This is a genomic window from Acidocella aluminiidurans (genome assembly GCF_055383125.1).
On the sequence record NZ_AP031589.1, the window covers coordinates 3,188,236 to 3,212,104 of the forward strand.

The window sequence follows — 23,869 nt, forward strand, 5'->3', positions numbered from 1 at the left end:
CGGGATGAACTTCAACCTCTATGGCTGTGACGGCAAATGGCTGGCCGTGGATTGCGGCATGGGATTTTCCGGCCCGGAAACGCCGGAAGCGGAAATCCTGCTGCCGGATCCCGCCTTCATCGCGCAGCAGCGCGAGGATCTGCTCGGCCTGGTCATCACCCATGCGCATGAGGACCATATTGGCGGCATCGCCCGGCTCTGGCCGCAGCTGCGCTGTCCGGTCTATGCCACCCCGTTTGCCGCCGCCGTCATCCGCCGCAAGCTGCAGGAGGTGAGCTTCCACCGCGAGGTGAAGATCCACATCATCCCGCCCGGCGGCGCTTTCGAGCTGGCGCCGTTCAGCCTGCGCTATATCCGCATGACCCATTCCACCCCGGAAGCCCAGGCGCTGGCGATCACCACCAGCTACGGCACCGTGCTGCATACTGGCGACTGGAAATTCGATAACGGCCCGGTCATCGGCGATCTGACGGACGAAGCCGCCTTGCGCGAGCTGGGCGATAAGGGCGTGCTGGCCCTGGTCTCTGATTCCACCAACGCCATGGTGGAGGGCCATTCCGGCTCGGAAGCCGATGTGAAAAAGAGCTTCGAGGCCCTGCTGCCGGAGCTGGATGGCCGCATCGCCGTCACCTGCTTCGCTTCCAATGTCGCGCGCGTGGCCAGCATCATCGCCGCCGGGGAGATCGCCGGGCGGCATGTGGCGCTGGTCGGGCGCAGCCTGAACAATTACATCGCCGCCGCCCAGGAGGCCGGCTATCTGCGCGATGTGCCGGATTTCGTGCCCGAGGATGAGATCGGCTCGATCCCGGATGACAATATCCTGCTGCTGGTCACCGGCAGCCAGGGCGAGCCGCGCTCCGCCATGGCCCGCATCGCCGCCGATACGCATCGCTACGCCGTGCTCGGCGAGGGCGACAAGGCGATCTTCTCCGCCCGCACCATCCCCGGAAATGAGCGCGCCATCTTCGCGGTGCAGGACCAGCTGGCAAGGCGCGGGGTGGAGGTGATCGTGGATGGCGAGGAGTTCGTGCATGTCTCCGGCCATCCGGCGCGTGAGGAGCTGCGCAAGCTCTACAAGCTGGTTCGCCCGAAATACATCATCCCGACCCATGGCGAATGGCGCCATCTTTCCACTCAGGCCGCTTTCGCCAAGGAAAACGGCATCGAGACGCTGCTGGTGGAAGATGGCGATGTGGTGCTGTTCGGCGGCAACGGCCCGGCGGTGGTGGATAGCGTGCCCACTGGCCGGCTGGTGGTGGATGGCGACCGCATCGTGCCGCTGAAAGGCGGCGTGCTTGCCGCGCGCAAGCGCATGCTGTTCAACGGCGTCGTCGTCGGCAGCCTGGCCATCGACTCCAGGGGGGCGCTGCGCGGCACCCCGCAAATCTCCGCGCCCGGCCTGCTGGAGGAGCTGGATGCCCGCCAGCGCCGCGCCTTTGAAGAGGAATTCCAGGAGCTTCTGGAGGATCTCGCCCCGTCCTTGCGCCAGGACGAGGCCGCCTTCGCCGACGCGGCACGGGCCGGCCTGCGCCGCATCGTCGGCAAGCCGCTCGGCAAGCGCCCTCTGGTCGAGGTGCATATTTTGCGGGTTTGAGTGAAAATTGGGCGAATTTTAAGAATTTTCAGTCATCATGGCTAAACGTCGCGCATAACAGGTCCAGAAGCCTAAAAAACTTGCTTTTAGCGAGGTGTTTTTTCTGGATCTCTCTCCATGTTGCGGCGCATGATGCGGGTACGGATGGAGTTTGGTTCTTCATCCTGCCGTGTGACTGGCGTTTCCTCCCTGAACTTGGCCCGCCGCCCTTATGGGCTGGCGGGCTTCTTTCTTTTCGGCCATTTTGTCCTGGGCGCCCCGGCGCAGCTTCTAACCGAGCGAAGATTGATTTAGAGCAGGGCGCCGATGATGAGCCAGAAGCCGGAACTCACCGACCTGACGATCTGCCGTGCTGCCTTCGCGGCCTGGGTGTTCGTCTATCACCTGGATCTGCATTTGCATGTCTCCGCCTGGCTGGGGCCCGCCGCCGGGCTGGTGAGGCATGGCTATATGGGGGTGGACGGGTTCTTCATTCTCTCCGGGCTGGTGCTGATGCACACCCACCAGGAATTCAACGCCCCGAACATGGACCAGGTCGACGCGGCCTTCCGCCCGGCGCCGCCGCGGACCTGGCTGCGCTTCTATGGCAAGCGCCTGGCGCGCATCTATCCGGTGCATCTGGCCACCTTGCTGATCCTGCTGGCGCTGCTGGCGCTGGGCGGCGCGCTGGGCATGGCCCCGCAGAGCCCGCAGCGTTTCGGCCTGGGCAGCTTTGTCGAGAATCTCTTCCTGGTGCAGGGCTGGGGGCTGGACCATTTCGGCGCCTGGAACTACCCGGCTTGGTCGGTGAGCACGGAATGGGCCGGCTATCTGCTCTTCCCGCTCTTCGCGCTGCTGCTGACCTATTGGGACCGAGGGGTTTCCCTGCAGCTCGCCATCGTCGTCTTCCCGGTGATCGGGCTGATCTATTATTTCGCCGGCGAGACCCTCAATCTCGCCTTCGCCGCCGGGCTCTGGCGCCTGATTCCGGAATTCATCGCCGGCATGGCGATGGTTCGTATCGCCTCAGCGGTCGCCGATTATGATTTCTGGCGCCGGGTCTTCATCGGCGGCGGCGCGGCGCTGATTCTGCTCGGCGCGCTGACGGTGGATGTCGCCACCGTGCTCGGGCTGTGGATGCTGCTGTTCGGGCTCTATATGCAGTATGACGCGCAGCGCCCACCGGCATTCGGGCGCCGCCCGATGCTGCATTTTCTCGGCCTGCTCTCTTATTGTTTCTATATGAGCTTCGCCATCGCCGAGCTGCTCACGGTGCAGCTCTTCCGCCATCTGGGCTGGCAGCCGACCGATGAGAAAGCGCTGTTCGCGCTGATCATGACCGGCCTCACCTTCATCCTCGCGATCCTGCTGCGTGGTTTCATCGAGCAGCCGGCACGGCGCGCCGCCAATCGCTGGCTGGCCGAGGCGCCCGCGCCGCAAGCCCCGGCCCCGGCCACCGAAAAGCCTCAATCCCTGTTTTAAGGTTCATCATGCGTCTGTCCAAAAGCCTGATCCCCACCCTCAAGGAAACGCCCGCCGAAGCGCAGATCGTCTCGCACCGGCTGATGCTGCGCGCCGGCATGGTCCGGCAGATGGCCTCGGGCATCTATGCCTGGCTGCCCACGGGCATCAAGGTTCTGAACAAGATCGCGCAGATCGTGCGGGAGGAGCAATGGTCCGCCGGCGCCCAGGAGGTGCTGATGCCGACCATCCAGAGTGCCGATCTCTGGCGCGAATCCGGCCGCTACGATGCCTACGGCAAGGAGATGCTGCGCATCACCGACCGGCATGAGCGCGAGCTGCTCTACGGCCCGACCAATGAGGAGATGATCACCTCGATTTTCCGTGATTCGGTGAAGAGCTATCGCGACCTGCCGCAAAATGCCTTCCAGATTCAGTGGAAATTCCGCGACGAGGTGCGCCCGCGCTTTGGCGTGCTGCGCGGCCGCGAATTCTACATGAAGGACGGCTACGGCTTCGATCTCGACCGCGAGGGCGCGGTCATCACCTACAAGCAGATGATGCTGGCCTATATGCGCACCTTCCAGCGCCTGGGCATCACCGCGATCCCGATGCGCGCTGATACCGGGCAGATCGGCGGCGATCTTTCCCATGAATTCCACATCCTCGCCCCCACCGGCGAATCCGGCGTGTTCTACGATGCGGATTTCGAAGCCGGCGATGCCTTCGCGCATGATGATGTGGAAAAATTCTACGAGCAGATGACCAGCATCTACGCCGCCACCGACGAGAAGCATGATCTCGCCACCTGGGAGACCATCCCAGAGGCGCGCCGCCGCGAGGGCCGGGGCATCGAGGTCGGCCAGATCTTCTATTTCGGCACCAAATACTCCAAGTCGATGAATTTCAGCGTCATCGGCCCGGATGGCGGCAAGATCTTCCCCGAGATGGGCTCTTACGGCATCGGCGTCTCCCGCCTGGTCGGCGCCATCATCGAGGCCAAGCATGACGAGGCCGGGATCATCTGGCCGGACGCGATCGCGCCCTTCAAGGCCGCCATCCTCAATCTGCGCCAGGGCGATGCCACCACCGATGGGCTGTGCGAGGAGCTTTACAAAGCCCTCGGCCAGGATGCGCTCTATGACGACCGCGAGGAGCGCGCCGGCGCCAAATTCGCCGAGGCTGATCTGATGGGCCATCCCTGGCAGATGATCGTCGGCCCCCGCGGGGCGGCGAACCGGATGGTGGAGCTGAAGCGCCGCGCCACGGGTGAGCGCTTCGAGCTGCCGGTGGACGAGGCGCTGGCGAAGGTCCGCTTCTGATGTTCAATGCCTTCGAGCGCAAGATCGCGGCGCGCTATCTGCGCGCCCGGCGCGGCGAGCGCTTCGTCTCCGTGATCGCGATTTTCTCGCTCGTCGGCATCGCGCTTGGCGTGGCCACCCTCATCATCGTCACCTCGGTGATGAACGGCTTCCGCCAGGAGCTGCTCAGCCAGATTCTGGGGCTGAATGGCGATATCGGCATCTATGGCGCCGGCCAGCCGCTGACCAATTACGATGAGATGGCGCGGAAAATCCGTACCATCAAGGATGTCACCGGCGCTTTCCCGATCTCGCAGGGCGAGGTGCTGATGTCCGGCCCGCAAGGCGGGGCGACGGGCGGCATCGCGCGCGGCATCACGCTGGACGGGCTGAAGCAATTGCCCACCGTCTCGCACCATGTCGTCGCGGGTTCTCTCGCCAACCTCACGGGGGGTGATGCCATCGCCATCGGCGCCGGGCTGGCGCAGCAATTCAACCTCTCCGTCGGCTCGCAAATTTCGCTGATTTTGCCTCAGGGAAAAGCCACCGTCATCGGTACCATCCCGTCGATCCAGGCCTTCCATGTGGTGGCGATCTTCCAGACCGGCATGCAGCAATATGATTCGAGCTTCGTCTTCCTGCCGCTGGAGGCCGCGCAGACCTTGTTCCAGCAGACCGGTGCTGCGAGCCAGATCCAGGTCTTCGTCACCGATCCCGACCATGACGATGCGGTGAAGCAGGCGATCCTCAATATGTTCCCAGGCACCCCCTTGAACATTCAGGACTGGAAGCAGAACAACGATTCATTCCTCGCCGCCGTCACGGTCGAGCGCAACGTGATGTTCCTGATCCTCACATTGATCATCATCGTCGCCGCCTTCAACGTGATTTCCTCGATGATCATGATGGTGAAGGACAAGGCGAAGGACATCGCCATCCTGCGTACGATGGGGGCGAGTTCGGGTTCGGTGCTGCGCATCTTCCTGATGGCCGGCGCCTCGATCGGCGTGCTCGGCACCTTCATCGGCTTCGCGCTGGGCGTGCTGTTCTGCCATTACATCAACGATATCCGGCTCTTCATCCAGCATATCACCGGCCAGAAACTCTTTGATCCCACCATCTATTATCTGGAATCCCTGCCGGCCGAGCTGGATTGGCGCGAGGTGGTGGAGATTGTGCTGATGGCGCTGGTGCTCTCGGTGCTGGCCACCCTCTATCCCAGCTGGCGGGCGGCGAAGATCGACCCGGTGGAGACGCTGCGCAGTGAGTGAATATCTGCTCTCGATGAAGGCGGTCCGCCGCACCTACCAATCCGATGCCGGCGGCCTCACCGTGCTGGATGGCGCGGAACTTACCTTGGCGCCCGGCGAGATCGTGGCGCTGGTCGCCCCCTCCGGCTCGGGCAAGTCAACCTTGCTGCATCTGGCCGGGTTGCTGGAAAAGCCGGATGAGGGGGCGGTGATCATTCGCGGCCAGAACGCGGCCGAGTTGAACGATGCCGGGCGCACCGCGATGCGCCGGCAGGAGATCGGCTTCGTCTATCAGTTCCATCACCTGCTGGCGGAGTTCACCGCGCTGGAGAATATCTCCATCCCGCAGATGATCGCCGGTGTGCCGCAGGCGGTCGCACATCAACGATCGATGGAATTGCTGGAAAAATTCGGTTTGGGGCCGCGCGCCACGCATCTGCCGGGCAAGCTCTCGGGCGGCGAGAAGCAGCGCGTGGCCATCGCCCGGGCGCTCGCCAACCATCCTTCGCTGCTGCTGGCCGATGAGCCGACCGGCAATCTCGATGTCGCCACCTCCAACATTGTGTTCGAGGAGCTGCTGCATGTGGTGCGCAGTGAAAACACCGCCGCGCTGATCGCCACGCATAACCCCGAACTGGCCGCGCGTATGGACCGGCAGCTCACGCTGCGCGAGGGGCGTTTGGTTTAGAGCAACATGCCTTCAGCTTGACGCGCCTGCGTCACCCTAAAGGCATGAAATTGCTCGCCAAAGCATAAATAGAACGAGTGGGTGTAAATCCGTCTCGTCGTAGAGCTTCAAGCAAAATGCTCGAAGTTCTACGACGTAAGCGGCTTCACCATATCGAAACCCTGGACTGAAAAGCCAGCCTCTTCATAAATATGTCGGGCCCGCGCATTGCCGCATAAGGTATATAGCCGCAGCCGTTGAATGCCGCGGGCTTTGGCGAGAGCTTCTGCGCGCGCGATTAGAGCCCGGGCAACCCCCTTGCCACGCCAGGACTCGCTGACAAATAGACTGGAAATAAGCGCATGATCACGCAGCTTTTCGATCACGTAGGCGTCATCTGACTGGAACAGCAGGCATAAATGCCCGGTCACCGTCCCGTCTTGCTCCGCAACAAGCAGAGCGCCGTCCTGACAGGTCGCCGTGATCATCTCGTTAAGAGTCTCTTGCGCGCCGCCCAAATCCGTCCGGCGGTCTTGGGTCAGCTCCTGCTCGAAACAATTCAGCGCCCAAATCTGGGTGATAAGGGCTTCATGGTCGTCCAGTGTCGCGGCGCGTATGAGCAAAGTCATGGCCGCCGAACCTATCCCTCTACTGCCTTCTGCGGCAGCCGAAATCCAGCCTTCCGCAAGGCCCTGGCCGCCCCGGGATGAAACGGAATCCCCGCCGCATAAATCGGCGCCAGCTCCTGCGCATGCCCCGCCGCCGGCACCGCCACGCCGAGCAGCCTGCGGTTCTTCAGCGCCGCGCCGGTCACCGCCTCCGCCAGGCTGTCCGGCAGGTCGGTTGCACAGACCGCGACATTCGATGTCCCCACGGTGCCGACATTCACACTCTGCCCCGGAAAGGTGTCGGCGCTCAGAACCGTCCGGAAAAATCCCGGCAGCTTATGCGCCACCTGGGCCGATTGCGCGGCGGACATGCCGATGAGTGCGAGACGCCGCCCCATCGCCGCCGCGCTCAGCGCCGGCAGCGGCGGTGCGCCGATAAAGGCGCAGGCCGCGAGATCGCCTTTCAGCATCGCCAGCACCTGCTGCTGATAATCGCCCATCACCACCCGCGCGGGGGCCACGCCCAGTGCTGTCAGAATCTGCTGCACCGTATCGGCACTGCTGGAGCCATCCGGCCCGACGCCGACCACCTGTCCCTGCAACTGCGCCAGCTCGCGCACCCCCGCCTTGGTGGAGGCGACGATCTGCAGGCTGGACGCATAGGCCGGGAACAGAGCCCGGAAGCCGTTCAGCTTCACCCCGGCGGTCCAGCCGCCCTGGCCGGAGCGCCCCTGCGCCGCCACCGCCGTGCTGGAGATGCCAAGCTGCGCCTTGCCTTCCTCGATCAACAGCAGATCGGCGCTGGAGCCGCCGGTGGTGCGGTAGGCGATGTCGATGCCGGTTTCGCGCTGCACCAGCTCGCCCCAGGCGGGCGCGAAAATCGCAAATGCCCCGCCGGGGGCGCCGGTGCCCATCACCAGCGCGCCCGGCCAGGGGGCGGCAGGCGGCGCGGCCAGGCTGGAGCGGGCGAAGGGCAGGGCCAGCCCGGCCCCCAGCAAGCGGCGGCGGGTCAGGCTCATAGCAACCCCCGGCAGCGCTCAAGGGCGGAGATCAGCGCCGTGCGCACGCCTGGCTCCAGCGCCGAGTGCCCGGCATCCGGCACGATGGTCAGCCTTGCCTGGTCCCAGGCGGCGGCGAGCTCGAAGGCGGATTGCGCCGGGCAGACCATGTCATAGCGCCCCTGCACGATCTCGCCGGGAATGCCCTTCAGCTTGTGCATATGCGCCAGCAGCCCGCCCGGCGGCAGGAACAGATCATTGCGGAAATAATAAGCCTCGATCCGCGCCAGTCCGATGGCGGTACGGTCCTGGGCGAAGGCGGAGACCGCCTCGAAGCTTGGCAGCAGCGTCGAGCAGGAGCCCTCATACACGCTCCAGGCCCGCGCCGCCTCCGCCTGCATGCGCGGGTCCGGGTCGGTCAGACGCTTGAAATAATTGCCGAGAATATCGCCGCGCTCTTCCGGCGGCAGGAAGCTGGTGAAGGCGGCATGCGCATCCGGGAAGACGCGCTGCAGCCCGTGCAGGAACCAGTCCACCTCCTGCGCCCGGCCGAGGAAGATGCCGCGCAAAATCGCCGCCGCCACACGCTCGGGATGCGCCTGCGCATAGGCCAGCGCCAGGGTCGAGCCCCAGGAGCCGCCAAACAGCACCATCCGCTCGATATTCAGGAAGTTTCGCAGCGTTTCGATATCGCGGATCAGCTGCGGGGTGTTGTTGTTTTCCAGCCCCCCCAGCGGCCGCGAACGCCCGGCGCCGCGCTGGTCGAAAATGATCACCCGCCAGATGCTGGGATCGAAAAACCGCCGATGCACGGCCCCGGCTCCGGCGCCTGGACCGCCATGCAGAAACAGAACCGGCTTGCCGTTCGGGTTGCCGACCTGCTCCCAATACATCACATGCCCTTCGGAGAGGGGCAGATAGCCGGTCTCGAACGGCCCGATATCGGGGAACAGATCGCCGCGCGGCATCTCTAGCCCCCCAGCGCCTGAAGCAAGGTCGCGGCGACGCGCTGCGCCTGCTCGTCGGTGAGGTCGGGGTGGATCGGCAAGGCCAGCACCCTGGCCCCCAGGCTTTCGGCCACCGGCAGCACCGCGCCGTCATGCGAAGGCTGATAGGCCGGCTGCTGGTGCAGCGCGCGGGGATAATACACCGCATGGCCGATGGACGAAGCCGCCAGCGCCGCCTTCGCCGCCTCGCGCGTGGCTTCATCCGGCAGCGTCACGCAATAAACCGCCCAGGCGCTTTGGCTCCCGGGCATCCGCGCCGGAATGGCCAGCACATGCTTCAGCGCCGCGTCGTAAATCTTGGCAATTTCCTCGCGCCGCGCCAGCTCGGCCTCGAACACGTCCAGCTTGGCCAGCAGCACGGCGGCCTGCATCGTATCCAGCCGCCCATTCATGCCAGTGCGCAGCACCTCATAGCGGGTCGTGCCCTCGCCATGGGTGCGCAGCGAGCGATAAAGTGCCGCCCGCGCGGCGGATTCGGTAAACAGCGCGCCGCCATCGCCATAGGCGCCCAGCGGTTTGGAGGGGAAAAAGCTGGTGGCGGTAGCATCGGCTGCTTTGCCCAGCCGCACGCCATCCTGGGCGGCGCCAAAGCTCTGCGCGCAATCATCAAGCGTAAACAGCCCCTCGCGTGCGGCAATGGTTGCAATCCCGGCCCAGTCCGCCGGCTGGCCGAACAGATCCACCCCGATAATCGCACGCGGCTTCAGCTTGCCCGCCTGCTTCACCGTGGCGATGCGCGCCTTCAGGCTGTCCAGATCCATCTGGAAGGTCTGCGGATCCACATCGACGAATACCGGCGTCGCCCCCAGCAGCAGCGGCACCTCGGCGGTGGCGGTATAGGTGAAGGCGGGCAGGAACACCGCATCGCCGCGTCCGATGCCTTCGGCCATCAGCGCGATCTGCAGCGCGTCCGTGCCGGAGGAGACGCTGACGCAATGCGCCGCCCCGCAGAAGGCCGCGAGCTTGGCTTCCAGCTCATGCACCTCGGGGCCGAGAATATATTGCCCATGCGCCAGCACCGCATCGAGCCTGGCTTTCAGCCCAGGAAGCCGCGCCTGCTGCGCCTTGAGGTCGAGAAACGGGATCGGGGGAAAAGCCTGGGCGTTCATGACGCCGCAGACTACTCGGCCGCGTGCGAAATCGCGAGAGGCGCGGGGCTGAAAAATTCCGGCACCATCTGCTGCAGCAGCGCCATTGCCTGCGCCTCGTCGCCACGCGCCGCATGCCCGGCCAGCGCCTCCATGGCGCGGCGCACAGCCGTCAGATCGGCCAGGCGCGGGGTTGCCATCAGCAGCCCCTCATGCTCGGTCGGCACCGGCTGCTCGGCGCCGTGAAACAATTCTTCAAATAATTTCTCGCCCGGCCGCAGCCCGGTGAATTTGATCTGGATGTCCTCATCCGGCTTCAGCCCGGCGAGGCGGATCATCTGCCGGGCGAGATCGACGATCTTCACCGGCTCGCCCATATCCAGCACGAAAATCCCGCCATCGGGGATCGCCTCGGCGCTGCTGCCGACGGCGGAGGCCTGCAGCACCAGCCCCACCGCCTCGCGCACCGTCATGAAATAACGCTGCATGCCGGGGTCGGTGACGGTGATCGGCCCGCCTTGCGCCAGCTGGCGGCGGAACAGCGGCACCACCGAGCCGGTGGAGCCCAGCACATTGCCGAAGCGCACGGTGACACAGCGCAAGCCCTGGCCCCGATGGCGCGCCTGCACATCCAGCGCCTGCGCGTACATCTCCGCCAGCCGCTTGGAGGCGCCCATCACCGAGCTCGGATTCACCGCCTTGTCGGTCGAGATCAGCACCATCAGGCCGGCCCCGGCGGCGGCGGCGGCATCCGCCACCACCTGGGTGCCCAGCGCGTTGGTGCGCAGCCCTTCCAGCCTGTTCGCCTCGACGATCGGCACATGCTTGAGCGCCGCCGCGTGAAAGACCAGATCCGGCTGGAACTCATCGGCGATGGCGCGCATATGCGGCGCATCGCGCACATCCGCCACCACCGCGCGCCGGGGCAGCGCCGGGGCCAGCTCGCGGATTTCCAGATCGATCTGCCAGAGCGCGAATTCCGAGCTGTCCAGCAGCAAAATCTCCGCCGGGGTGAACATCGCCAGCTGCCGGCACAGTTCGGAGCCGATGCTCCCGCCCGCGCCGGTCACCATCACCCGCTTGCCGGCGATCAGATCCGCCATCGCGGCGCGGTCCAGCTGCACCTGACGGCGATTGAGCAGATCCTCGATGGCGATCGGTTGCAGCGCCATCTTCTGGTCGGCCGGGGCCAGGCGGGTGAGGCTGGGGGCGCGCATCACGCGGATATTGCGGGCCTCGGCGGCGCGCATCAGGCATTGCAGCCGGTCGCCGGTGAAATGCGGCGCGGTGACGATGAGCAGATCCGGCTTTTCCGCCAGCCGCTCCAGCATATCCCCGGCGCCATCGGCGGCGGCCAGCACATCCAGCCCATGCACGCGCCGGCCGATATGTTTCTCGGAGAGCGAAATCAGCCCGGTGATGCGATAGGGCGCGCTGGCCTGCTGGGCATGGGCGGCGAGAAACATCTCGGCATATTCGCCATCGCCGACCAGCAGAGCGGTCTGGGCCGCGCCCCGCGCCCCGCGCTTCTGCCGGACCAGCCGGTAGATCAGTTTCGGCAAGGTCAGCGCCGCGCCGAGGGTGAGGGTGAGGATGACCGGAAAGGACGCCGAGGGCAGGGAAATGCCGGCCCCGACCACCAGCAGGCACAGCATCAGCGCCGTTACCAGCGCCGCCAGCCCCAGCCCCATCAGATCGCGCATCGAGACGAAGCGCCAATGCAGGCGCGACAGGCCAAAGGGAATGCCGAGCAGCCAGACCGCGCCCGCGCCCGCCACCGGCAGCATATGCGGGTGCGGCACCGGCGCCGCGGGATTGGCGAGCCAGAAGCTGGCGCCCACAGCCAAAGCCGCGAAGGCGCCATCCAGAACGATGTTCACCGCCATGCGCAAAGGCAGGGACGGGATGTCGGTACGACTCATGACCGACTTATAACCGCGATAATAAAGGCAGAAAAACGGTCAAAATCACGCGGAAGGTGAATTAACCGATATAAAACAGCCCTTCGACCTCCACCGCCGCGTCCAGCGGCAGCGAGGCCACGCCCACCGTGGAGCGCGCATGCCGCCCCGCCTCGCCGAACACCGCCACCGAAAGATCGGAGGCGCCGTTCATCACCACCGCATGCTGGGTGAAATCCGGGGTGCAGGAAATGAAGCCGCCGAGCCGCACCACCTTGGTCACGCTCTCCAGCCCGTTCGGCAACGCCGCCTGCAGCTGGGCGAGCACATTGATCAGGCAGAGCCGCGCCGCGTGCTGGCCTTCTTCCAGCGCCACGCTGGCACCGAGCTTGCCGGTGACGGCGACCTTGCCGGCGATGGCCGGCAGCTGGCCGCTGACCGTGACCAGATTGCCGGTGATGCTCACCGGCACATAATTCGCAACCGGCGCCATCGCCTGCGGCAGTGTGATGCCCAGCTCGGCCAGGCGCTCGGAAATGCTCATCTCAGCTCACCAGTTTCAAATTGCGACGGCGTTCGCGCGGGGCCGGGGCCGGCAGGTCCAGCGGCAGCAAGGGCGCGCGTTCCGCCGCACCGTCGCCCAGCTCATCCGGCGCGTCAATGCCGGCCGGGGCGAGGTTGGTCTGGCCGAGATAATTCACCGCCAGATTGCGGAAGACATAATCCAGCATCGAGGTCGCGGCCGGCACCGCCGGGTCGCCCTCGACCACGCCGGCCGGCCCGAAGCGGGTGAAGGTGAAGGCCTCGACATAGCTGGAGAGATTGACGCCGTGCTGCAGCCCGATGCTGACCGAGATGGCGAAGGCATCCATCAGCCCGCGGAAGGCCGAGCCCTCCTTATGCAGGGCGATGAAGATCTCACCCAGCCGCCCGTCTTTATATTCTCCGGTGGAGAGGAACAGCTTGTGGCCGCCCACGGCCACTTTCTGGGTATAGCCGCTGCGCCGGGCCGGCAGCATTTCGCGGTTGATCTGCGTGGCCGGAGCGGCCAGCGGCGCCGGGCGGGCCGGCATGGCGGGCACCAAAGCGGCCAGCGCCTCATGCATCGCGCCATGGGCGCTGGGGCGGGGCAGCGGGAACAGCTCCTCGCCGCCCAGCATCCGGGCCAGCGCGCGCTCGGCGGAAAGCCCGCGCGCGGCCAGGGATTGCAGCGCCCAATGCGCCAGCGCGCCATCCTGATTGAGTGGCGAGAGGGCCGGGGCGAAATTCACCTGCTCGGCGCCCAGCAGCGCCTCGATCTCGGCTTCGCCGAGGAAGCCCAGCAGGCTCTCATGCCGGCGCTGGCCAAAGCTGAGCGCCTGCGCCTGCGCCGCCAGCGCCGCCTCGCGCAGCCCTGGCAGCACGCCATCCTCTGGCAAAGCCGGGGTGGTGATGCGCGTGCCCGGCGCATTGCCGCGCGCCAGCAGCCGGGCGGAGGCCAGATCCGCCTCGGCACCGATGAAGCCGGTCAGCGTCACCGCCAGATCCCGCGCCTGCGCCGAGTCGTAAGCCTGCCCCAGCCGCGCCAGGAACAGGTTGAAATCGGTAAAACCCAGCCGCAGCCTGTGCTCGGAGGGCGCGGCCAGGGTCAGCGCCGTCACCGCCAGCTGCACATCATGGCCCAGGGCGGCGATGTCGAACCCGCCGGCCTCATCCAGATAGGCCGAGGGGTTGAACACGAAGCCCGGCTGCCCGCCCGCACGGTTGCGCCAGACATTGCCGCTGGGGCTGGCGCGGTGCGCGGCCAGCATGGCGTGCAGCTCATGGCCGATGGTCTCGCCCAGCCCGGCGGCCAAAGCGCGGGCCGCGATCGGCGCGATCCAGCTCTCCGCCGCCTCGGCGATATGGCGCATCCGCCGGCCCGGCAGAATGGCGGCCAGCGCGTTCGCCGCCTCCTGCCCCCAGGCGGCGGGCAGAGTGACCAGCACGGTCTCGGCATCCGGATCAGGGGCCGCCTCGAAGGTCGCGAGCTTGACGCCGTGCCAGGATTTGTCGGTTCGGATCTGTGCCATATACGGAGTTTAGGCCCTGATATGACTCAATTAAAGTGCATCTTGTGTTGAATCTCGGCCTGACCCACAGAATCTTGTGGATAGCTTTTCCATCATGCCGTCACGCTGCGTTGCACCGGCGAGATGGACCATTCGCGCGGCTTCACCTATATCACAGCCATGAGCAACGCCGCCCAAAGCCCGGCCGCGACCGGCCCCGCCTCCACCGATAAGGCAAAGCCGCTTGGCCTCAAGCGCCTGATCCTGAATCCCGGTCTGTTTTTCCTCACCACCTTCAAGGGCCGCTTCATCGGCCGGGACGAGGCGGGGAACCAGTATTTCGAGCGCCCGGGCAAGCCGCGCGCCCGGCGCTGGGTGGTCTATGCCGGGGTGCAGGACCCCTCGGTGGTGCCGCCGCAATGGCATGCCTGGCTGCATCACCTCACCGATGCGCCGCTCGCCGCCGCGCCCCGCCCCTGGCAGCGCCCGCACAAGCCCAACCTCACCGGCACGCCGGCGAGCTACCGCCCGGCCGGTCATGATTACATGGGCGGCCAGCGCGCCGCGGCCTCGGCGGATTATGAATCCTGGACCCCGGATCAAGGCTGATGGTCCGCCGCGTTCCGGAACTCGCCACGGGCTTTGCCGTCATCGTCGTGGCCGTGCTGTTCCTGCTCTACGCGCTGCGCGGGGCGGGTGAGATCAACACTGGCGGCTATCCGCTGCAGGCGCAGTTCGGCTCTGTCGGCGCGCTCAGCGTCGGCGCGGATGTGAAGATCGGCGGCGTCGTCGTCGGCCATGTCGCCGCCGAGACGCTGAACCCGACCACCTATGCCGCGCAGGTCAAGCTCGCCATCAATAACGACATCAAGGTGCCCGACGACAGCAGCGCCTCGATCACCTCGGACAGTCTGCTCGGCGGCTCCTATGTCGCGATCTCGCCCGGCGGCTCCAATACGATGATGAAGCCAGGCGCCAGCTTCCAGGTGACCCAGTCGGCGGTGAATCTCGAGGATCTGCTCGGCAAGTTCATCTTCTCGATGGGCAGTGGCGGCGGCTCCAAGAGCGGCGGTCAGGGAAGTGGCCAGAGCAGCGGCCAGGGCGGTGGCGCTGGCGCCGCCGCGCCGGCCCAGCCCGCCAACCCGATGGCGCTGTCGAAATAATGCGCCGCCTGCTTCTGGCCAGCGCCGTCTCGTTGATCGGCGGCGCGGCCTTCGCGCAAACCATGCTGGGGCAGAGCAGCCCCGGCCAGGGCGCTGGCGGCACGCAGGCCCCCGCGGTGCTGGTGCCGGCCCCGCCGCCCGTGGTGGCGGCCCCGCCCACCGCCCCGGTGGCGCCCGTCGCCCCCAGCCCCGCCCCGCCGCCGGGCCTGGTGGAGACCCCGCTGCCCCCGCCCAGCAGCGACAATGCCGATCAGGGCAATGGCGCGAATACCGATAATGGCGGCGCGGCGCAGGTCGTCTCCCCGGCGGCGCCGAACGGGCTCAACCCCGCCCCCGCCAGCAATGGCGCGGTCGCACCCGGCCCCAGCGGCAACAACCCCGCCCCGCTACCCAACAACGATGTCGCGCCGACCCCGCCGAATGATTGGGTGCCCGGCAAGACCGCCGAGATCGGTGTGTTGAGCAAGGCCGATGGCAGCACCTCGACCTTGACCATCCCCGTCGGCGGCCAGGCGACCGCGGGCGACCTGATCGTCAGTGTGCAGGCCTGCGTCACCCGCCCGCAAGGTCAACTTCCTGATGTGGCGATCTTTTTGACTTTGCAACCAAAAGATGGTTCCGGAGCCGCACCGCTTTATCGTGGCTGGATGGTGCGCTCCGCCCCGGGTGCCACCGATGCGGGGAACGCCGGGGAAGCTTTCCGGGTTATGAACTGCTCGTAAAATTTCCTGTACGATCATCGGGTTGTGCCAAAAATGCCACAGGTCCAGAATGTTAAAATCGAAACTCTTTTTGATCTGTTGAATTCCCGTGCGCAGGGCTAAATAGACCTTGGTTAATTAAACGCACTCACTTTTGGAGTTACGTCATGAAGCTGCGCTTAGCCCTCGCCGCCGCCACCTGCCTTGCGCTGCCCCTCGCGGCGCACGCGCAGCCGGTTACCGGCCCTTATGTCAGCCTCGGTGCTGGCACCACCATCCAGAACCCGATCAACATCAACAACCGCGCCACCGGCGCGTCCGGCAAGATGCTGTTCCGTGACTCCTACTCTGGCGATGCCGCCGTGGGTTATGGCTTCGGCAACGGTTTCCGCGTTGAGTTGAACGGCAACTTCTACCGCGACACCGCGCACAAGGTTGATGGCAATGGCGGCCTCGGCCAGACCCGCGTCACTGGCGGCCTGAACACCTATGGCCCGATGGTCAACGTGCTGTACGATTTCAATGTCGGCCTGCCGATCTTCCCCTATGTCGGCGCCGGTGCTGGCTATCAGTGGCAGAAGTTCGACAGCCATGTCGTGAATAACGGCGTTGGCGTCGGCGGCACCAAGGGCTCCTTCGCCTACAACATCATCGGCGGTGTGTCCTACCCGCTGGCGATGGTGCCGGGCCTGTCCCTGACCGCCGAGTATAAGTTCACCCAGCTGACCGCCAGCCGCAACTACGCCGCGATCCAGCCGGGCGGTGGCACGCTGCATGTCGGCCAGTCCACCAGCCACACCTTCCTGCTGGGTCTGCGCTATCAGCTGTTCCAGCCGCCGGCCCCGCCGGCTCCGGCCCCGGCTCCGGCCCCGGTCGCTGCCCCGGCTCCGGCCCCGGCCAAGACCTACCTGGTGTTCTTCGACTGGGATAAGTACAACCTGACCCCGCGCGCGACCCAGATCATCGCGCAGGCCGCGTCCGACTCCAAGACGCAGAACGTCACCACCCTGGAAGTCAACGGCTACACCGATACCTCGGGTACCGCGACCTACAATATGGGTCTGTCTGTGAAGCGCGCGAAGGCGGTTGCCGCCCAGCTCGTCGCCGACGGCGTGCCGGCCTCCGAGATCGAGATGCACGGCTATGGCGAAACCCACCTGCTGGTTCCGACCGGCCCGGGTGTGCGCGAGCCGCAGAACCGTCGCGTGGAAATCATCTTCCACTAATCTTCGCGCCAGCGTGGATGAGACCCCGGCAGGCAACTGCCGGGGTTTTTTATTGCCAAGCGCGTGAGGCGCGTTGCATTTTGGCTACAGAAAAGCGCCGCGTGCGCGCGCCCCCTTCGCAACCGGCCCATTTGCCTCCACATAGGCTCAAGTGCCGTTCTGGAATGGCGCCTGTCGGAAGGAAATCAGATCATGCAGTTTCGAGCCGCCTTATTCGCCGCGACAATGCTGGCCGTGCCGCTGGCGCTGGCCGGCCGGGCAGAGGCCCAGCCAGTGGCCGGCCCCTATGTCAGCCTGGGCGGCGGCCTGGATCTGAAGAGCGCCACCACCCAGAAGAACTATGTCGCCGGCGGCGTCAATCTCCCGGGCGACACCAAGGCGGTGTTAAAGAACGGCTTCGATGCCCGCGCCGCCATCGGCTACGGCTTCAATAATGGCTGGCGGGTCGAGCTGGAAGGCGACTATATCCGCAACGGGCTGGACAAGGTGAAGTCCGGCGGGCTCGCCGCCAAGGGCAGCGGGCATGAGAGCCAGTATGGCGGCTTCGTCAACGGCGTCTATGATTTCGATATCGGCCTGCCCTGGCTTTATCCTTATCTGGGGGCCGGCATCGGCTGGCAGGAAGCCCGCTACAGCGATGCCAACGCCGCCGGCTTCAACGTCAACCAGGCGCGCGGCTCCTTCGCCTATCAGGGCATTGTCGGCCTGTCCTTCCCGATCGCCCCGGTGATGGGCCTCTCCGCGACGGTGGAATATCGTTTCATCGGCCTGACCACGGCGCGCCGTTACGCGATCGACAATGCCGGCATCCCCGCCAGCTTCAAGCAGCAGGGCGAGTATAACAATCAGATCAATATCGGTCTGCGTTACGAATTCGCCCCGCCGGCGCCGCCGGCCCCGGCCCCGCAGCCGGCCGCGGCTCCGCAAGCGGCCCCGGCGCCCACCCCGGCCAAGACCTATCTGGTGTTCTTCGACTGGGATAAGTACAACCTGACGCCGCGCGCGACCCAGATCATCGCGCAGGCCGCGTCCGACTCCAAGACGCAGAACGTCACCACCCTGGAAGTCAACGGCTATACCGACACCTCGGGGACCGCGACCTACAACATGGGGCTGTCTGTGAAGCGCGCGAAGGCGGTTGCCGCTCAGCTCGTCGCCGACGGCGTGCCGGCCAACGAGATCGAGATGCATGGCTATGGCGAAACCCACCTGTTGGTTCCGACCGGCCCGGGTGTGCGCGAGCCGCAGAATCGTCGTGTGGAAATCATCTTCCACTAAGGAAAAAGAAAGACGTGGGGTGTTTTTGAAAAAACACCCCACACCCCCAAAAACTTTTATGACTTAGAGCATCTAGCTTTTAGCTTGATGCTCTAAGTTTTGTTTTAGCGAGCAATTTCATGTGTTTATTTTGACGCTGGCGTGTCAACCTAAACACATATTGCTCTAGGCTTCGATCTGCACGGCGTAGTCGCCCAAGGGCAGCTTCTTCTTGATGACGCCGTTGGCCAGTAGAAAATCCCGATAAGTGAGGTAGCGGGCGTCGTTCAGCTTCGCCGGATCCTTCGCGAAATAAGGCGGCATCGCGTTCCAGGAGGCGATGTCCAGCTTGTCATTCAGGCTCGGATTTTCCTTCAGGAATTGTTTCAGCATCCCGTCCGGATCGGCCTGCAACGCCGCCACGCCTTCCCTCAGCGCGCTCAGGAACGCCTTCAGCGCGGGGTTCTTCAACCCGCTTTCATTCGAGAGCAGCAACAGCTCGTCAGACGCCGGCACCCCGTAATCCTCCGGCAGGAAGATCACCGGGTCCAACCCGGCCTGCGCCAGCTGAATATCCTCGTAATTCCTGTAGGTGCCGATCACCGCATCCACGGACTTGCTCTGCAGCGCCTGCACCAGCTCGAAATTCACATTCACCAGCTGAATATCGGCCAGGCTCATGCCGACATGCTTGAGCATCGCGCCGATGATCACCGGCTCCACCCCCGCCACCGAATAGCCGACCTTGCGGCCCTTCAGATCCTGCAGCTTGGTGATGCCACTGCGCTTCAGCGCCGTCAGCGTGTTCAGCGGCTGGTCGATCAGCGTGCCGGTCCGGCGCACCGGCAGACCCTGATCGACCAGCAGATACAGCTCGGTCTGGTAGGTCAGCGCCGCATCGGCCTTGCCGGCGGCAACCAGGCGCGGCGGCAGATCCGGGTCGGTCGGCGCCACCAGCTTCACATCCAGCCCGGCCTTCGCGTAGGCGCCGCAATATTTCGCGGCGAAGAGCGGGGCGTGGTCGGGATTCACGAACCAGTCGAGAATCAGCGTGAACGGCGTCGCGGTCGCGGCGCGGGCCAGGGCCGGCGCGCACAGCGCGGCGCTGGCGGTTGAGAGGAATAGACGTCTATTGAGGCTCATTGGCGCTCTCCCTTCGCTGGCATGACCCAGGCAGGTTCTACGGGTATGATCTCAGCCCGCACGATGCGGACACCCCGGCGGGACGCTTCTCCCGCGTTTTGGGGCATGTCGTCAATCTTGCGGCTTGGGTTGGCCGGGGGCTTCGCGCTAAACCGCTCTCATGAGCACGACAGACCCGACCGACGCGACGCTGCGCAAGGCCGCCAGCGGGGCCAGCCTGGCTTTTGCCGTGGTGCTGGTGGTGGTGAAATTCGCCGCCTGGATCGCTACCGGCTCGATGTCCCTGCTTACCTCGGCGGTGGATGCGCTGGTGGATGTCGGCGCCAGCCTCGCCACATTTTATGGGGTGCGCTATGCCCAGCGCCCGGCGGATGCGGATCATCGCTACGGGCATGGCAAGGGAGAGGCCATCGCCGCCTTCACCCAGGCGATGCTGCTGGCCGGTGCTGCGATGGTGCTGGCCTTCCAGTCCATCGAACGGCTGGTGTTTCCGGAAAGGCTGGAAGCGCTGGATTTCGGCATCATGATCATCGCGCTGAGCCTGCTCGCCGCCATCGTGCTGGTGGTGATGCAGAGCTGGGTGGTGGGCCGCACCGGCTCCACCGCCATCGCCGCCGACCGCGCGCATTATCTCACCGATGTCGCGGTCAACGCCGCCGTGCTGGCGGCTTTGGCGCTCACCCATTTCACCGGCTGGACCCGCGCCGACCCAGCCTTCGCGCTGCTGATCGCGTTCTACATGATGTGGAATGCGCGCTTCGTGGCGAATGCGGCGCTGACCCAGCTGCTCGACCGGGAATTGACCGAGACGGACCGGATGATGATCCGCCGCACGGCATTAGGCTGCCGGGGGGTGGAGGATATCCATGATCTGCGCACCCGCCATGCCGGGGACCGGGTGTTCGTGGAGTTTCACCTGGAGGTGGAAGGGCGGCTCAGCGTGAATGAGGGCCATGCCATCGGCGATGCGGTGGAGCGCGCCGTGCGTCGGGCGCTGCCGGGCCGGGTGGAGGTGAGCGTGCATCTGGAGCCGGCGGGGATTGAGGATCACCGCTTGGACGATCAGGTGGAAGCAAAAGGATAGGTGCCAAAAGTTTTTTGGTGCCGCTTTTTTACAAAAAAGCGGCGAAAGACGTTCGGGCGTGTGCACCGGCGTTGCCAACGCCCAAAAACTTTTAGAGCATCAAGCTTTTAGCTTGATGCTCTAAATTTTGTTTTATCGAGCAATTTCATGTGTTTATTTTGACGCTGCGCGTCAACCTAAACACATATTGCTCTAGAACTAAATCCAGCCGATCAGAATCGCCGCCGCCACCGCCAGCCCCACCTCGCGGTTCAGCTTGAACAGCGCCAGGCACCGCCCCGGATTATCGATATCCAGCCGCACGATCTGCCACACCAGCAAGGCGCCGGGCACCACCATCAGCCAGTAGCCCCAAGGGTGCAGCGAAAAGCCGGACATCGCGATCAGCAGCATCAGAAAGGCCAGCCCGTAGAGAATGCACAGCGCCTCGCGGGTGCGCGTGCCGAACAGCCTTGCGGTGGATTTCACCCCGATCAGCGTATCATCCTCGCGGTCCTGATGCGCATAGATCGTGTCATAGCCGATGATCCAGAAAATCGCCCCGAGATAGAGAAACAGCACCGGCCAGGTGAGATGCCCCCTTGCCGCGGCGAAGCCCAACGGCGCGCCCCAGCCGAAGGTCAGCCCCAGAAAGGCCTGCGGCCACCAGGTGACGCGCTTGGCCAGCGGATACAGCACCACCAGCACCAAAGAGGCCACCCCCAGCAGCTTCGCGCTATTGTTCAGCGTCAGCAATATCGCCAGCCCGATGGCGCAGAGACCCGCCAGGAAGCTCAGCGCCTGCATCGGCGTCACCATACCGGAGGCGAGCGGACGGCCGCGCGTGCGCTCCACCATCGCATCCATCTTGCGGTCCCAGAGATCGTTCACCACGCAGCCCGCCCCGCGCATCACCACGCTGCCGATGCCGAACAGCACGGTGAACCACAGCCCCCACCAGAAATTTTTCGCAGTCAGGCAGATTGCCCACAGCCCGGGCAGAAATAGCAGCCAGGCGCCGATCGGCCGGTCCAGCCGCGCCAGCAGCACATAGGGAAGGTAACGCTCGGGCAGACGCGCCACCCAGCCGCCGCGCCTGATATCGGTAAATCCGCTCATATCTGCTATTCAGCCCGGCATGGCCGATACGTCAATTCGTCTGCATGTTCCCGATCTCCCCGGCGCCGGCGAGGGCTTTGCCGTCTCCGAGGGCCAGGCCCATTATCTCGCCAATGTCATGCGGCTGGGCGAGGGCGACACCATACGGGTTTTTAATGGCGAGGCGGGGGAATGGCGCGCCCGCATCGCGAAAATTTCACGCAAGGCGGCGACGCTGGAGCCCACCCAGCAGACCCGAGCGCCGGCGCCGGAGCCCGATGCCTGGCTCTGCTTCGCCCTGCTCAAGCGCCAGAAAACCGATCTGGTGGTGGAAAAAGCCACCGAGCTCGGCGTCTCCGCCATCCAGCCGATCATCACCGCCCGCACCAATGCCGACCATGTGAATCTCGAACGCCTGCGCGCCATCGCCACCGAGGCGGCGGAGCAATGCGAGCGCCTGCACGTGCCCGAAATCCGCGCGCCGCTGCCGGTGATGAAGCTGATGGCGGCCTGGCCGGCGGCGCGCCCGCTTTGCATCGCCGATGAGCGGCGCGACGCTGCCCTGCTCGGCCCGGCCTCTGGCCCCAGCGCCTTGATGGTGGGTCCGGAGGGGGGCTTTACCGATCAGGAGCTTGAAGCTATCGCGCGAACACCCATCATTACACGCGTGTCATTGGGCAGCCGCATCCTGCGGGCCGAGACCGCCGCCATCGCCGGGTTGGCGCTGCAGCTCGCAGCCCAGCCCTGAGACAGCGCCCGGCATCGCCTCTGAAGCACAGAGTTTGAAGGAAGAGAGACTTGTCAAATCCCGGTGACGCTGACGCGCGTGTGGTTGAAAGCGTCAAGGATCTGGCGGCCTATCTGGAATCCGGCGCGAAGCCGGCCGCCCAGTACAGCATCGGCACCGAGCACGAGGCCTTCGGCTTCCGCGCCGCCGATTTCACCCCGCCCGCCTATGAGGGGGTGGATGGCATCGGCGCATTGCTGCGCGCGGTGCAGGCGCGCGACGGCTGGGCGCCGATACTGGATCACGGCAACATCATCGGGCTGAAAGGGGCGGGTGGCGCCTCGATCTCGCTGGAACCGGGCGGGCAGTTCGAGCTCTCCGGCGGCACGCTGGCTGATCTGCACGCCACCAAGGCGGAGCTGGACGCGCATGTCGCCCGGCTGCGCGCCGTCACCCCGGCGCTGGGTCTGGGCTTCGCGCCGCTGGGCTTCCACCCCACCGCCACCCGCGCCGCCATGCCCTGGATGCCCAAGGGCCGCTACAAGATCATGCGCGGCTACATGCCCAAGGTCGGCACGCGCGGGCTGGACATGATGCTGCGCACCTGCACCGTGCAGGTGAATCTGGATTTCACCTCCGAGGCCGACATGGTCGCGAAGATGCGCGTCGGCGCCGCCCTGCAGCCGCTGGCCACCGCCCTCTTCGCCAACTCGCCCTTCTATGAGGGCAAGCCCAACGGCCTGCTCTCCAACCGCGCCAATGTCTGGACCGATACCGACAATGTCCGCGCCGGCATCCCGGCGATGATCTTCGAGGACGGGTTCGGCTTCGAGGCCTATGCCAACTGGCTGCTCGATGTGCCGATGTATTTCGTCTATCGCGACGGCGCCTATCACGACGTCGCCGGTGCGTCCTTCCGGGATTTCATGGCGGGCAGGCTGGCCGGGCTGGAGGGGGAGCGCGCCACCATCGGCGATTTCGCGGACCATTCCACCACCGCCTTCCCGGATGTGCGGCTGAAAAAATATATCGAGACGCGCGGGGCGGATTCCGGCCGTCCGGAGATGATGCTGGCGCAATCCGCGCTCTGGACCGGGCTGTTCTACGACCAAGCGGCGCTGGCCGCGGCGCAGGCGCTGATCAAGGGCTGGCGCCATGCGGACATATTGGCCCTGCGTGCCGCCGTGCCGGTCAGCGGCATCAACACCTCCTTCGGCAAAGGCAGCTTGCGGGATCTGGCGAAAGAGGTCGTCGCCATCGCCGCCCAGGGCCTCAAGGCGCGCGCCCGGCGCAACGCCGCCGGGGCGGATGAAAGCCTCTACCTCGCCCCGCTGCAGGAGATCGCCAACGGCGCGCCCACCCAGGCCGAACATTGGCTGGCCCGCTATCACGGCGCCTGGAACGGCGACATCACCCGCATCTTCGCCGAGGCCGCGTTCTGATTCACAAATTTTACTTATGAATCAAAAAACCCGCCTGAACGCGGGTTTTTTTCTTAGAGCATCAAGCTTTTAGCTTGATGCTCTAGATTTTGTTTTAGCGAGCAATTTCATGTGTTTATTTTGACGCTGGCGCGTCAACCTAAACACATATTGCTCTAAAGCGCC

22 protein-coding genes and 1 riboswitch are annotated in these 23,869 nt (G+C 65.3%); of the genes, 13 read left to right on the forward strand and 9 right to left on the reverse strand.

The features are described 5' to 3' along the window. The first annotated feature begins 4 nt into the window (after positions 1-4). From ACZ46S_RS15690 to ACZ46S_RS15710, 5 genes are all read left to right on the forward strand, one after another. Positions 5-1,594, forward strand: coding sequence for a ribonuclease J (locus ACZ46S_RS15690; protein ID WP_295737515.1), 1,590 nt, complete (start codon positions 5-7; stop codon positions 1,592-1,594). A gap of 306 nt (positions 1,595-1,900) precedes the next feature. Beyond that, entirely contained in the window at positions 1,901-3,055 is a 1,155-nt protein-coding gene (locus ACZ46S_RS15695) for an acyltransferase family protein (RefSeq protein WP_464062506.1), read from the forward strand. 8 nt (positions 3,056-3,063) lie between these two features. After that, positions 3,064-4,356, forward strand: coding sequence for a proline--tRNA ligase (gene proS, locus ACZ46S_RS15700; RefSeq protein ID WP_464062507.1), 1,293 nt, complete (start codon positions 3,064-3,066; stop codon positions 4,354-4,356). Further along, entirely contained in the window at positions 4,356-5,606 is a 1,251-nt protein-coding gene (locus ACZ46S_RS15705) for a lipoprotein-releasing ABC transporter permease subunit (RefSeq protein WP_464062508.1), read from the forward strand. Before proS ends, ACZ46S_RS15705 begins: the two co-directional genes overlap by 1 nt. Before the next feature lie 13 nt (positions 5,607-5,619). Then, a complete protein-coding gene (locus tag ACZ46S_RS15710) occupies positions 5,620-6,273 on the forward strand; it encodes an ABC transporter ATP-binding protein (protein ID WP_464064296.1) in 654 nt (217 codons plus the stop codon). Between the two features lie 128 nt (positions 6,274-6,401). Here the strand turns inward: ACZ46S_RS15710 and ACZ46S_RS15715 are convergent, their stop codons facing one another. From ACZ46S_RS15715 to ACZ46S_RS15745, 7 genes are all read right to left on the reverse strand, one after another. Then, positions 6,402-6,881, reverse strand: coding sequence for an N-acetyltransferase family protein (locus ACZ46S_RS15715; RefSeq protein ID WP_464062509.1), 480 nt, complete (start codon positions 6,879-6,881; stop codon positions 6,402-6,404). An 11-nt stretch (positions 6,882-6,892) separates the two neighbouring features. After that, the gene (locus tag ACZ46S_RS15720; RefSeq protein ID WP_464062510.1) at positions 6,893-7,879 is read right to left on the reverse strand and encodes a TAXI family TRAP transporter solute-binding subunit; all 987 of its coding nucleotides are present in this window, start codon (positions 7,877-7,879) and stop codon (positions 6,893-6,895) included. Further along, on the reverse strand, positions 7,876-8,826 hold the full coding sequence (gene pip / locus ACZ46S_RS15725) for a prolyl aminopeptidase (RefSeq protein ID WP_464062511.1): 951 nt from the start codon (positions 8,824-8,826) through the stop codon (positions 7,876-7,878). Before pip ends, ACZ46S_RS15720 begins: the two co-directional genes overlap by 4 nt. Positions 8,827-8,828: 2 nt before the next feature. After that, entirely contained in the window at positions 8,829-9,974 is a 1,146-nt protein-coding gene (locus tag ACZ46S_RS15730) for a DegT/DnrJ/EryC1/StrS family aminotransferase (RefSeq protein ID WP_464062512.1), read from the reverse strand. Positions 9,975-9,985: 11 nt separating this feature from the next. Next, positions 9,986-11,875 (reverse strand): polysaccharide biosynthesis protein, encoded by a 1,890-nt coding sequence (locus ACZ46S_RS15735; RefSeq protein ID WP_464062513.1) that lies wholly within the window; start codon positions 11,873-11,875, stop codon positions 9,986-9,988. A gap of 61 nt (positions 11,876-11,936) precedes the next feature. Then, on the reverse strand, positions 11,937-12,398 hold the full coding sequence (locus tag ACZ46S_RS15740) for a RidA family protein (RefSeq protein ID WP_008494419.1): 462 nt from the start codon (positions 12,396-12,398) through the stop codon (positions 11,937-11,939). Between the two features lies 1 nt (position 12,399). Then, positions 12,400-13,905, reverse strand: a complete 1,506-nt coding sequence (locus tag ACZ46S_RS15745) for a TSCPD domain-containing protein (protein ID WP_464062514.1) — start codon at positions 13,903-13,905, stop codon at positions 12,400-12,402. A 159-nt stretch (positions 13,906-14,064) separates the two neighbouring features. Between ACZ46S_RS15745 and ACZ46S_RS15750 the strand changes: the two genes are divergently transcribed. The 5 genes from ACZ46S_RS15750 (at position 14,065) to ACZ46S_RS15770 (ending at position 18,252) form a co-directional block, all read left to right on the forward strand. After that, the gene (locus tag ACZ46S_RS15750; protein ID WP_464062515.1) at positions 14,065-14,493 is read left to right on the forward strand and encodes an NADH-ubiquinone oxidoreductase subunit NDUFA12 family protein; all 429 of its coding nucleotides are present in this window, start codon (positions 14,065-14,067) and stop codon (positions 14,491-14,493) included. Further along, a complete protein-coding gene (gene mlaD, locus ACZ46S_RS15755) occupies positions 14,493-15,047 on the forward strand; it encodes an outer membrane lipid asymmetry maintenance protein MlaD (protein WP_464062516.1) in 555 nt (184 codons plus the stop codon). The genes ACZ46S_RS15750 and mlaD overlap by 1 nt, the downstream gene beginning before the upstream one ends. After that, positions 15,047-15,769: a DUF2155 domain-containing protein gene (locus tag ACZ46S_RS15760; protein WP_464062517.1), complete on the forward strand. Its 723-nt coding sequence runs from the start codon at positions 15,047-15,049 to the stop codon at positions 15,767-15,769. Before mlaD ends, ACZ46S_RS15760 begins: the two co-directional genes overlap by 1 nt. Positions 15,770-15,915: 146 nt before the next feature. Continuing rightward, positions 15,916-16,974, forward strand: a complete 1,059-nt coding sequence (locus ACZ46S_RS15765; protein ID WP_295737032.1) for an OmpA family protein — start codon at positions 15,916-15,918, stop codon at positions 16,972-16,974. Positions 16,975-17,166: 192 nt separating this feature from the next. After that, on the forward strand, positions 17,167-18,252 hold the full coding sequence (locus ACZ46S_RS15770; RefSeq protein ID WP_464062518.1) for an OmpA family protein: 1,086 nt from the start codon (positions 17,167-17,169) through the stop codon (positions 18,250-18,252). Positions 18,253-18,417: 165 nt separating this feature from the next. Here the strand turns inward: ACZ46S_RS15770 and ACZ46S_RS15775 are convergent, their stop codons facing one another. Next, positions 18,418-19,374, reverse strand: a complete 957-nt coding sequence (locus tag ACZ46S_RS15775; RefSeq protein ID WP_464062519.1) for an ABC transporter substrate-binding protein — start codon at positions 19,372-19,374, stop codon at positions 18,418-18,420. Then, positions 19,366-19,461, reverse strand: a riboswitch (TPP riboswitch). Its footprint overlaps the gene before it by 9 nt. A 73-nt stretch (positions 19,462-19,534) precedes the next feature. On the opposite strand from ACZ46S_RS15775, the gene ACZ46S_RS15780 reads away from it, so the two are divergent. After that, entirely contained in the window at positions 19,535-20,458 is a 924-nt protein-coding gene (locus ACZ46S_RS15780) for a cation diffusion facilitator family transporter (protein ID WP_464062520.1), read from the forward strand. 198 nt (positions 20,459-20,656) lie between these two features. Here ACZ46S_RS15780 and ubiA read toward each other — a convergent pair whose 3' ends face one another. After that, positions 20,657-21,556, reverse strand: a complete 900-nt coding sequence (gene ubiA, locus ACZ46S_RS15785; RefSeq protein ID WP_464062521.1) for a 4-hydroxybenzoate octaprenyltransferase — start codon at positions 21,554-21,556, stop codon at positions 20,657-20,659. Between the two features lie 19 nt (positions 21,557-21,575). On the opposite strand from ubiA, the gene ACZ46S_RS15790 reads away from it, so the two are divergent. Together ACZ46S_RS15790 and ACZ46S_RS15795 are read left to right on the forward strand one after the other, a co-directional pair. Then, positions 21,576-22,283: a 16S rRNA (uracil(1498)-N(3))-methyltransferase gene (locus ACZ46S_RS15790; protein ID WP_464062522.1), complete on the forward strand. Its 708-nt coding sequence runs from the start codon at positions 21,576-21,578 to the stop codon at positions 22,281-22,283. A gap of 50 nt (positions 22,284-22,333) precedes the next feature. Next, positions 22,334-23,704 carry a glutamate--cysteine ligase gene (locus tag ACZ46S_RS15795; protein WP_464062523.1) on the forward strand — a complete coding sequence of 457 codons (1,371 nt, stop codon included), beginning with the start codon at positions 22,334-22,336 and terminating at the stop codon, positions 23,702-23,704. Positions 23,705-23,869: the final 165 nt, after the last annotated feature.